This window comes from Streptomyces sp. NPDC107581 (assembly GCF_055657175.1).
In genome coordinates this window covers 65067-73887 of record NZ_JBVKBH010000026.1, presented here as the reverse complement: position 1 = coordinate 73887, position 8821 = coordinate 65067, and the positions used below count along the sequence as shown (strand labels likewise).

General features: G+C 69.4%; 8 protein-coding genes. 6 read left to right on the top strand and 2 right to left on the bottom strand.

The window, feature by feature from the left end:
* Positions 1 to 435: 435 nt before the first annotated feature.
* Entirely contained in the window at positions 436 to 813 is a 378-nt protein-coding gene (locus ACZ7P3_RS40320; RefSeq protein WP_472089550.1) for a DUF6415 family natural product biosynthesis protein, read from the bottom strand.
* Entirely contained in the window at positions 810 to 1016 is a 207-nt protein-coding gene (locus ACZ7P3_RS40315) for a hypothetical protein (protein WP_472089548.1), read from the bottom strand. Before ACZ7P3_RS40315 ends, ACZ7P3_RS40320 begins: the two co-directional genes overlap by 4 nt.
* A gap of 297 nt (positions 1017 to 1313) precedes the next feature.
* Here ACZ7P3_RS40315 and ACZ7P3_RS40310 point away from each other — a divergent pair, with 297 nt between their 5' ends.
* The 6 genes from ACZ7P3_RS40310 to ACZ7P3_RS40285 all read left to right on the top strand — a co-directional run bounded on the left by ACZ7P3_RS40310 (position 1314) and on the right by ACZ7P3_RS40285 (position 8759).
* On the top strand, positions 1314 to 2795 hold the full coding sequence (locus ACZ7P3_RS40310; RefSeq protein ID WP_472089546.1) for an XRE family transcriptional regulator: 1482 nt from the start codon (positions 1314 to 1316) through the stop codon (positions 2793 to 2795).
* Between the two features lie 14 nt (positions 2796 to 2809).
* Positions 2810 to 3433 carry a 2'-5' RNA ligase family protein gene (locus tag ACZ7P3_RS40305; RefSeq protein ID WP_472089544.1) on the top strand — a complete coding sequence of 208 codons (624 nt, stop codon included), beginning with the start codon at positions 2810 to 2812 and terminating at the stop codon, positions 3431 to 3433.
* Positions 3434 to 4334: 901 nt separating this feature from the next.
* Positions 4335 to 5219: a conjugal transfer protein gene (locus ACZ7P3_RS40300; protein WP_472089542.1), complete on the top strand. Its 885-nt coding sequence runs from the start codon at positions 4335 to 4337 to the stop codon at positions 5217 to 5219.
* Positions 5219 to 5557: a hypothetical protein gene (locus ACZ7P3_RS40295; protein ID WP_472089554.1), complete on the top strand. Its 339-nt coding sequence runs from the start codon at positions 5219 to 5221 to the stop codon at positions 5555 to 5557. The genes ACZ7P3_RS40300 and ACZ7P3_RS40295 overlap by 1 nt, the downstream gene beginning before the upstream one ends.
* Positions 5554 to 6063 (top strand): hypothetical protein, encoded by a 510-nt coding sequence (locus tag ACZ7P3_RS40290; protein ID WP_472089541.1) that lies wholly within the window; start codon positions 5554 to 5556, stop codon positions 6061 to 6063. Before ACZ7P3_RS40295 ends, ACZ7P3_RS40290 begins: the two co-directional genes overlap by 4 nt.
* Positions 6060 to 8759, top strand: coding sequence for an ATP-binding protein (locus ACZ7P3_RS40285; protein WP_472089539.1), 2700 nt, complete (start codon positions 6060 to 6062; stop codon positions 8757 to 8759). Before ACZ7P3_RS40290 ends, ACZ7P3_RS40285 begins: the two co-directional genes overlap by 4 nt.
* Positions 8760 to 8821 lie beyond the last annotated feature (62 nt).

Genomic DNA, 8821 nt, shown 5'->3' with positions numbered 1-8821 from the left:
CGGTCCGGGAGCAACGGCTCGATCCGCGCCCACTGCGCATCAGTCAACGACACACCGGACCAACGATCCGATGATCTAAACGAAACGCCCTAGTCCTCGTCGAAGACGTCGTACGCGACAACCACGATGTCGGTGAGCTCGTCGGGCTCCTCCGTCGGCTCCACGGTGGCGACTGCGGACTTGGAAACGAACATCAGGCCTCCTAGGCATAGATTTTTGGATGAACCCGTCCAGCCGAGGACTTCTGAGTCTCCGACGGGCCGGGCGGCCTCGTCTCACCGGAGCTTCTAGACATCGGAGAGACGGGGGTCTGGGTACGGCCCTGTCCCGGAGCGGCCGCCATGGGGGTGCGTCAGTGTGGTGTCCGCGCCAGCACCAGGGCGAGGACAGGGCCGGTCAAGGCCATCACGTACACGAGCAGGGCAGTGATCGACTTCATGGCGTGTCGTTCGCGCTCTCGTAGTGATCGCAGAGCGCGCGCAGCACACGGGCCAGGCGGCGGGCGTGGCCGATGTCTCCGCCATAGCGGGAGGTGGGGCCGGCCGACAGCTTCCGCTGGGCCTCGCCGATGCAGGCGTAGGTGCAGTAGCGGGCGATGCAGTCCTTCGGCATCCGCGCTACCTTCAGCTCGACCTCGGGGATCAGCCCCTCCAGATGCGCGCGGAGCTTCGCGGTCACGGCGCCGACGTCGGTCGGCGTGGGGGGCAGCGCATGAGGGCGCTTTTCCGGGCCCAGCACCAGGATCGCGGTCTCCCGCATCGCCGCAAGGCCGACCGGCGCCGTACGGCTGGCCCTGTCCACAGCGCCGCTCACCGGACAGCTGTCCGGCCAGCCCGGTGGCGCGCGCACTGACACGGCGGGAACGCCGAGGACATCTCCAACTCATGGGCGGGCGGTACGAAGACCTTTCCGCGGTCCTGGGTGACCGTGCCGTAGCGGTCCACCTGGTACACGCGAATGGTCATATAGGTCAAAGGCGGGCGCTGGTCCCGGGTGGGGCCTGTACCGTTCCTCATGTCGACGCTCCTCAATAGCGCTGGCCATGCCCCCGGATCGGTCGCACGATCGCGGGGGTCTTGCGTCCCCGGAGGGTGGTGGTTCCGGTGCTCTTCTACGGTTCCAAGGCGACGCGTTGGCGTCACGGGCAGCGGCGTCCAACTTTTGTGGACACTGCACGTGCTTCTGATCAGCGGCGACTCACCGTTCTGGACACTTCGTTGGGCAGCGAGAGTGGACCTTTCTGGATGACGGCCCCTCAGGAGGGCTACAGGGCAGCTACTTTGGGTTCACATCGCAGTTCAGGGAGCTTGCCGATGAATGCGCCCATGAAGCCCGGTTCCAAAGCCGACCGGGACGCCCTCCGAAACGACATGGCTGCCGCAGGCTGCACCGTCGCCGACATCGCCATTGAGATGCGTACGCGCTACCGGATGCGTCCGCGCGAAGCCTGGCGGCACGCACACAGCTGGACGCTCCAGAAAGCGGCCGACCGCATCAGCCAGGCCAGCGGCCAGCGGCCGGGCGACACGGTCGCCGCGGACGCCTCGCTCGTCGGCAAGTGGGAAAAGTGGCCGGCCATGTCGTCCCGGCGTCCGAGCGTGGCCGTCCTGCTCGCCATGGCCCAGGCCTTCGGTTGCCCCGTCACCAGCCTGATTGACTTGGAAGACCGTCGGGCCCTGCCGGAGGCAGACCTCCGTGTCCTCAGCGACCAGGCTGCAGCCTGCGCCCCAGCCGTGGTCGTCGCCACACCGCCTCTGGTCACCCCCCTGCTGGAGGCGACGGGCTCCGACCTCGTGCACCTTGCCGCCGATGAGTCCGCCAGCTGGGCGCAATGGGCAGAGGCCTCGAACGTCGGCGACATCGCCCTGGAGCAGCTGATGGCCGCGACGGGCGCTCTGGCGTCCGACTACCTCACTTCGGACCCGGTCGCTCTCTTCCAGCGAACCAGGCACCTTCGCGACCGTGTATTCGCCTTGTTGGAAGGCCACCAGTTCCCGCGCCAGTCCGCGGACCTGTACGTCTCCGCCGGCTACCTGTGCGGACTCCTCGCATGGATGTCCTCCGACCTCGGCCAGCTGCGGGACGCGGACACCCAGGGCCGCACCGCATGGCTGTGCGCCGAGCTAGCCAGCCACAACGACCTGCGCGCTTGGGTGCTCTCGACGCGCTCCAAGGTGGCGTTCTGGGACGGCAGGCTTCGGGAAGCCATCGGCTTCGCCCGACGCGGCGCCACCTACAACACGACCGGCTCGGTCGCTGTCCTGCTGGCCTGCCAGGAGGCGGATGCCTGGTCACAACTCGGCGCCAACAGCGAAGCCCTGTCAGCACTCGCCCGCGCGGAAGACGCCCGGAACGCCGAGACGGGCTACGACGAAGTCGGCGGCATCTTTGCCTGCCAGCCCGCGCGCCAGGAGAACTACGCCGCGGCCGTGCAGCTGCGCGTGGGGCGCCCCGCCGACGCCCTGCTAGCCGCCGACAACGCTCTGTCGCTGCTGTCGGTGCAGCGGGTCAGGGCGTACGGCACCGAGGCTCAGATCCACATCAGCCAGGCCGCGGCCCACGTGGCCACAGGCGAAGCGGAAGGCGCCCTCGAAGCCCTGGCGCCAGTCCTCGCCCTCCCCCCGGACCACCGCCTGGCCCCGGTCACCCGCCGGCTCAGTGAACTCTCGTCGGGCATCGGACGGACCCACGCCACCGGCACGGCAGCAATAGGGCTACGCGTGGCCATCGAAGAGTTCTGCGTGGACTCAGCTCCTCGGCACCTCGCACTCTCGCCAGGGGCGGGCGCCGCCTGATTTCATCGCACGCTATGAGGACTTCGTTTGACACCATGCGCAACCACTGGTGGTGGCGGCCCGGTTGGAACGTGGGCCGCCGCTTCTACACCTGGCACCTGACCTTTGACGGCCAGGCCGACGTTCACCGGCTGGCCACCCGGTACAGGGATGCACTCGCGCCCCTCGGCGACGCCCTGACTCCCATCCCGAATCAGTGGCTGCATCTCACCATGCAGGGCATCGGCTTCGTCGGTGAGGTCCAGGAGCAAAACGTCCACGCCATCGTCGACGGGGCCAAGCAGCGACTCGCCGCCGTCCCGGCCTTCGACGTGCAGATCGGCCCACACGTGCCGGACCCGGAGGCCATTCTGCTGCACGTCCACCCTGACGGCCCCGTGCGCGCTGTCCGCAGCGCCATCCGCAGCGCCATCGGTGGCGTCCTCGACGAGGTGCCGGAAAATGCCCACGGTTTCACGCCGCACGTCTCCGTCGCCTACAGCGCGAGCAGCGGCCCGGCCGAGCCGATCAGTCGGGCACTCGACGGCCTCGGCCTTGCGCCGGCCCATGCCCGGATCTCCAGCGCGGAACTGATCGTGATCCACCGCGACAACCAGATGTACGAGTGGGAGTCCTTCGCCACCGTGCCCCTCGGCTAACAAACCCAGGCCCCTGCCGCTCAATGGGAGCTGCAGGGGCCTATGCTCTCTTCCGCCTGGGAGCGCGCGGGGGCACACCCGGCCCCTGAGAGGGTGCGGTCTCAATCACGGGAGCGAGCCTACGGGGGGCCGCTATAACCCGGCGTGATTCCAACGGCTGTTCATCCAGAGTGCGTTGATACGCGCTGTGTACGCGGCGCGCCTGCTTGCGGCAGTTCGGGCACTGGCCTGGGCGGGCCGTCGACACCGCCTCCACCACCTGGATGCCAGAGGAGTCGCTCACCCCCTCCACCCGCACATCGATCCCGGGCAACAGCACATCCTCAACCGTCTTGCTGGCCACGGCAGGAAGTACGCTGCCGAAACGGTCCCGCGTTCCTGGTGCTGACCCGAGGACTCACGGAACTGCGGACAGAGCCGTCTTCACGAAGCCTCATCAGCAACAACGCGTAGGGGCTGTACCGAGTTCAGACGCACTGGCGTCGCTGGGGATCGAACGTTCGTGCACAGTCAGTTTACGTGGAGCGGCTGCGCAGTCTCCTGTGGCGTTCCCGATGCCGTCCCGGCAGTGCGCAGGCGTATGGCTGAGCCCTGATTCTTGCCAGCCGCCGTCGTTGTGCAGGGCGAGGCGTGGGCAATGTGAAGGCCTCGCCGTTCCGTGCCGGGAACGTGTGCAGTGGGCCGGATCAGGTGTCGGCGGCTGGCGGTTGCCCTGTGGTCGGCCCGACCACAGGCCCGACCATGATTTCCGTGTCTCCATCGTGACCGTGGTCAGGGTCTTGTGGTCGGTGGTCGGGTCGGGGCCTGCGGGTTTTCTCAAGGTCAGCAACAGTCTTTCTGACCTGGGAGTTTGGCCATGTCAACTGGCAAGCAAGCCTCAGAGGGCGAGGCCGTGGCGCCCATGGCCGCAGGCGTTGCCCTGCAGGCGATGCGGCGCCGCGTGCGCCTTTCACGCCTGGCGGCCCTGACCGCCATTGCGGCCGGCCCCATCGCTCTGGGGGTCGCCATCACGTCCCCTCCGACCAACGTTCAGGCGGCTACTCCGGACAAGCCCGCCGCCGTGCGCACCGCGGGGGCTGCCGACCCGGCTGGCTATGCGCAGCTGTTCGTGAGCTCGTGGCTGCGCAGCAGCGCGGATGACCCCACCAATGCGCAGGCGCGGCTTGCGCAGTCGATGGCGCAGGGCGTCGACCTGCCCGTCCCGGCCGCGGGTGCGCAGGCGAAGCCGGAGGTTGTGACCGTCGTGCGCAGTGCGCAGCATGGGGACGGGACGTGGTCGGTGACGGTGGCTGCGCAGTACGCGGGCGGGTCGGTGCGGTACTTCGCGGTGCCGGTGGCCGCGGACCGCTCGGGTGCCTCGTTCGCCGTGACCGATGTGCCGGGCGTGGTGGCCGGCCCGGTCCGGGCCGAGGCACCGGCGTCCGCGTACAGGGTGAGTGTTCCTGAAGGTGATCTGTCGTCCACTGTCGGGGAGTTCCTCGCCGCGTATCTGACCGGTGCCGGGGAGGTCGACCGTTACCTCGCGCCCGGAGTGCGGCTGTCGGCTGTCTCCCCCGCTCCCTACCGGACGGTCGCCGTCCAGCAGGTCCTCGCCGCCGAGGAGGCGGCGGCCGCCGGGCAGGTACCGAGTGACGGCACCACGGTGCGAGTCCTCGCGCAGGTCGAAGGCCGGGGGGAAGGGGGGCGGTGGCCGCTGGCGTACGAGCTCGTTCTCAGGGCCCGCTCGGGACGGTGGGAGGTCGCGGCGCTGGAGTCCGGGGCTTCCCAGACGGGGGGCCGGCCGTGATGGCAACAGGTCACCTGGTAGTCGCTGGGGAGCTGAACGACCTCGGCAACGCGTGGATCACCATGTTCAGGAGCTGGGCGACCAAGGGTCTACAGACCGGTCTGACGTGCCTCGTGGTCATCATCATGATTCAGAAGTTCAGCCTGAAAGCCGGGATCGGCGCGCTTCTGCTGATGGTGATCGCGCTGGGTCTGTACAACAGCCGCGAGGACCTGGCGAACATGTTCCAGGACGAGGTGAAGAACCCGTCCAAGGGCGCGCCTGCCGTGCCGGGGATCGTGCGCGGCCCTGATCCGCTCGTGCGGACGCACTCTGATGGCCAGGGAGGCTGGCTGTGAGTGCGGCGGCCGCGGGGCGGGTGGGGCGTTTCTACACCTCCGCCCGACGCCATCCCTGGGTCCTGGGCAAGGTGGCGGACTGGAAGATCCCGCTCGGTCCGTACACGCCCGCCCAGATCATCGTCGCGGTCGGCGGCGGGTTCCTTCTGGTCAAGGCGACCTGGCTGTGGTCATGGATGGGCCCGGTCCCGATCGTGGCCTGGCTGCTGGCGATCTGGACGGTGCGCCGCCCCAGGATCCGGGGCCGTGCCCCGTTGCAGGCGGCGTTGGGCTGGGTGCTGCTGGGCTGGCAGCCCCAGGGAGGCCGGATCGGTGGCCGGGCCGCTCGCGACCGTGCTCCCCACCCGCTGCTCGGCAGCTTCACGATCGAGAGCACACCCGTCCCCGGCGCAGCTGGCACATCCGCAGGCCACCGTGTGCGGCCGGCTGTTCCTGTGGCAGCTGCGGTGCCGGTGTCGGGTGTTCAGCAGTTGCTCACGTTCGCCGAGCAGGGGGGTGCGCGGTGAGGGTTCCGGTCCGGCACATCGCCGGGCACCTTCTGTGGTCGGCGCACGGCAGCGTGTGGGCCATCTACCGGCTTCACCCGGGCGCGGACACGCAGGGACGGCGTGAGGAGACCGTGCAGGGCGCCTACGTGCCTGCCGCGGTCCGTAGCGAACAGCTCGCCAAGATCACGCATCTGGTGCGCTCGCTGTCCGGGGCGCCACGCTTGTTCGGGCTGTGCGCTCAGGTCGATCCTGGCGAGATCGCCCTCAAGATGATCGAGGGCATCGAGCCCGGCACCCAGACGCCGGACGGCAGCATGCATCCGTGGGTGGAGAACGTCGACGCCACCTTGGATCTGCTGAGCGAGCAGGAGATGCACCGCCGCACGCTGTGGCTGGCCGTGCCGCTGCAGACCGAGTCCGCGGGGCTGCAGGTGTCGGCTTCGCTCGGGGCAGCGTGGGCAGAGCTGTCCCCCATGCTGGGCATGCGGCCCGTGCCGGTGGCCCGGCGTGAGGTGATCGCCTACCGCGAGCAGGCCTCGCGGGTCCAGGCCGCGCTCGGCGGCGGCATCGCCTTCCGGCCGGCCCGTCCAGCGGAGATCGTGTGGATGGTCCAGCACGCTCTCCACCGCGGCCTGGACGAGCCGCTGCTGGCGGAAGCCGAGATCAGCGAGCTCTACGGCGGGCAGGTCCGTGCGGGTGTGCTGCGCTCCCCCAGCTATGCCGACCTCGGCCAGGTACGCCTACAGGAGGGCGGCATCGACCCCGCCATCGACGACGTCGGTGAGCTTCAGAGCGCAGGCCAGATAACGCGGTCGGGCCGCAAGGCGTGGTGGCGTCTGAAGGCTGCCTCTCCGCTGCGGCGGCGCTGGCTGCAGGTCGAGTCCGACGCCGGCACCGGCTATCAGGCGCAGCTGGCGCTGGCCGAGTGCCCGCCGGCCGTCAGCCAGGATTCGGCTGACCTATTCGCTCAGCTGGAGGTGCTCGACTTTCCCGTCGACTACACCGTCGACCTCAGCCTTGTGCCTGCGGAGAAGGCCCGCGACCAGGTGCGGCGCAAGAAGAACGAGCTGATCGACCAGGCCGACCAGTACGACGCCCGGCCCACCGGGATGCCGGCCTCGCTGACGGATGCTGCCCGGGACCTGGGTGAGCTGGACGCCCGTCTGTCCCGTACGTCGGTCGAGGTCGAGGTGCAGTCCGTCACCGTCCTGACCGTGTGGGGGCCCACTGCCGCCCTCTGCGATGCGCGAGCGAGAGCCCTTGCGGCGTTGCTCGGCGGCGCCGACTACCGTGCGGTCCGCCCTGCCGGCCTGCAGGAGCCCCTGTTCACCCTGGGCCTGCCCGGCGCCGTGCGGCCCGGTGTCGTGCGGGAGTTCACCCAGCATCAGGTTTCCGAGGACTGGGCACTGGGCGGGGCTTTCACCGCCTCACAGGTCGGCGATCCGAACGGGATGTTCCTCGGTATCGATCTGGATTGCGGCACCACCCGTCCTGTGATGGTCAATGTGGCAGATGCGCCGAAGGTGGACGCGTCCGCGTCGATGGGCATCGTCGGGGATCTCGGGGCGGGCAAGAGCGTCCTGCAGAAGCTGATCGCAGAGGCGGTCTGGGCGCGTGGCGGCTGCGCGATCTGTATCGACCGCACCCCCGTGCGCGAGTGGGCCACCTTCGCCCGCACGGCAGCCAGAGGCCGTGCACAGATCATCGACGCCGCCCGGGCCGAGGTGTCCATCGACCCGCTGCGGATGTTCGACGGCCCCGAGGGCCGCCACTACGCCCTGTCGTATCTCACCCTGCAGCTCGGCATCGGTCCGATGAGTACGAACGGCGAGGTCCTGCACCACGCCGTCGAGCAGGCCGCGGTCAGCGAAGCCCCTTCCATGCACCGCGTCGTGGAAGTCCTGGAGGAGATGGCCACGCGCGAGGTGGGCAAGCGCCAGGACGCGGCAGCCACCCTCGCCGGCCTCATCCGCGTCGTCGCCACCAACTCCCTCGCACGGATGGTGTTCGACCCGACGCTGCCGCCGGTACGGCTGGACGCTTCCAGCGCCTCCGACATGATCGTGATCACCACGACCGGTCTGAAGCTGCCTCCGAAAGCGGCCTTCGACAAGCCGGAGGTCCTGCACCAGCAGCCGCTGGAGGCGCTGATCGGGCGCGCGGTGCTCTACCTGATCGCTGCGCTCGCACGCCAGACAGCGTTCGAAGACTCCGAGCGGTTCACTGCAGTGGTCGCGGACGAGCTGTACTGGCTGACGTCCTCCGCCGAGGGCACCGCGTTGGTCCACGAGATCCTCCACGACGGACGCAAACACGGTGCCGGCCTCCTCGCCGGTTCCCACGACGCTGAGGAACTCGGCCCCGACCGCGGCCTGATGGCCTACCGCGCGCTCGCCCGGACCGCCGACCGTGACCGCGCGCGCCGTGGTCTGGAGTTCGTCGGTCTGGACCCGGACGATCCGGAACTGCTGCGGCTGGTGACCACCGGCTTGTCCCCGGTCGGGCACAAGGGCCGCGAGGGCGAGTTCCTGCTGGCCTGCCCCCGGCAGAACATCGGACGCATCAAGGTCTACGTCCCCCGCATCGGGCGCATCGCCACGTCCATCACCACCACGCCAGGACGACGCACGAGTACTGCCTCGTCTGCGCCGTCTGTGGCGTGTGAGCCGCCTGCGCGTGAGGCTGCCTCTGGCCGTTCGGGGGGACCCGTATGACGGCCTCTGAGGCATGGGACCGTTTCCGGCGCGTCGCCACGGCTGCGAGCGTCCTCACCGTG

Coding starts and splice junctions, on each gene's coding strand:
- ACZ7P3_RS40300 (WP_472089542.1), top strand. CDS start 4,335: ATGGCCGCAGGCGTTGCCCTGCAGGCGATGCGGCGCCGCGTGCGCCTT.
- ACZ7P3_RS40310 (WP_472089546.1), top strand. CDS start 1,314: ATGAATGCGCCCATGAAGCCCGGTTCCAAAGCCGACCGGGACGCCCTC.
- ACZ7P3_RS40295 (WP_472089554.1), top strand. CDS start 5,219: ATGGCAACAGGTCACCTGGTAGTCGCTGGGGAGCTGAACGACCTCGGC.
- ACZ7P3_RS40315 (WP_472089548.1), bottom strand. CDS start 1,016: ATGAGGAACGGTACAGGCCCCACCCGGGACCAGCGCCCGCCTTTGACC.
- ACZ7P3_RS40305 (WP_472089544.1), top strand. CDS start 2,810: ATGAGGACTTCGTTTGACACCATGCGCAACCACTGGTGGTGGCGGCCC.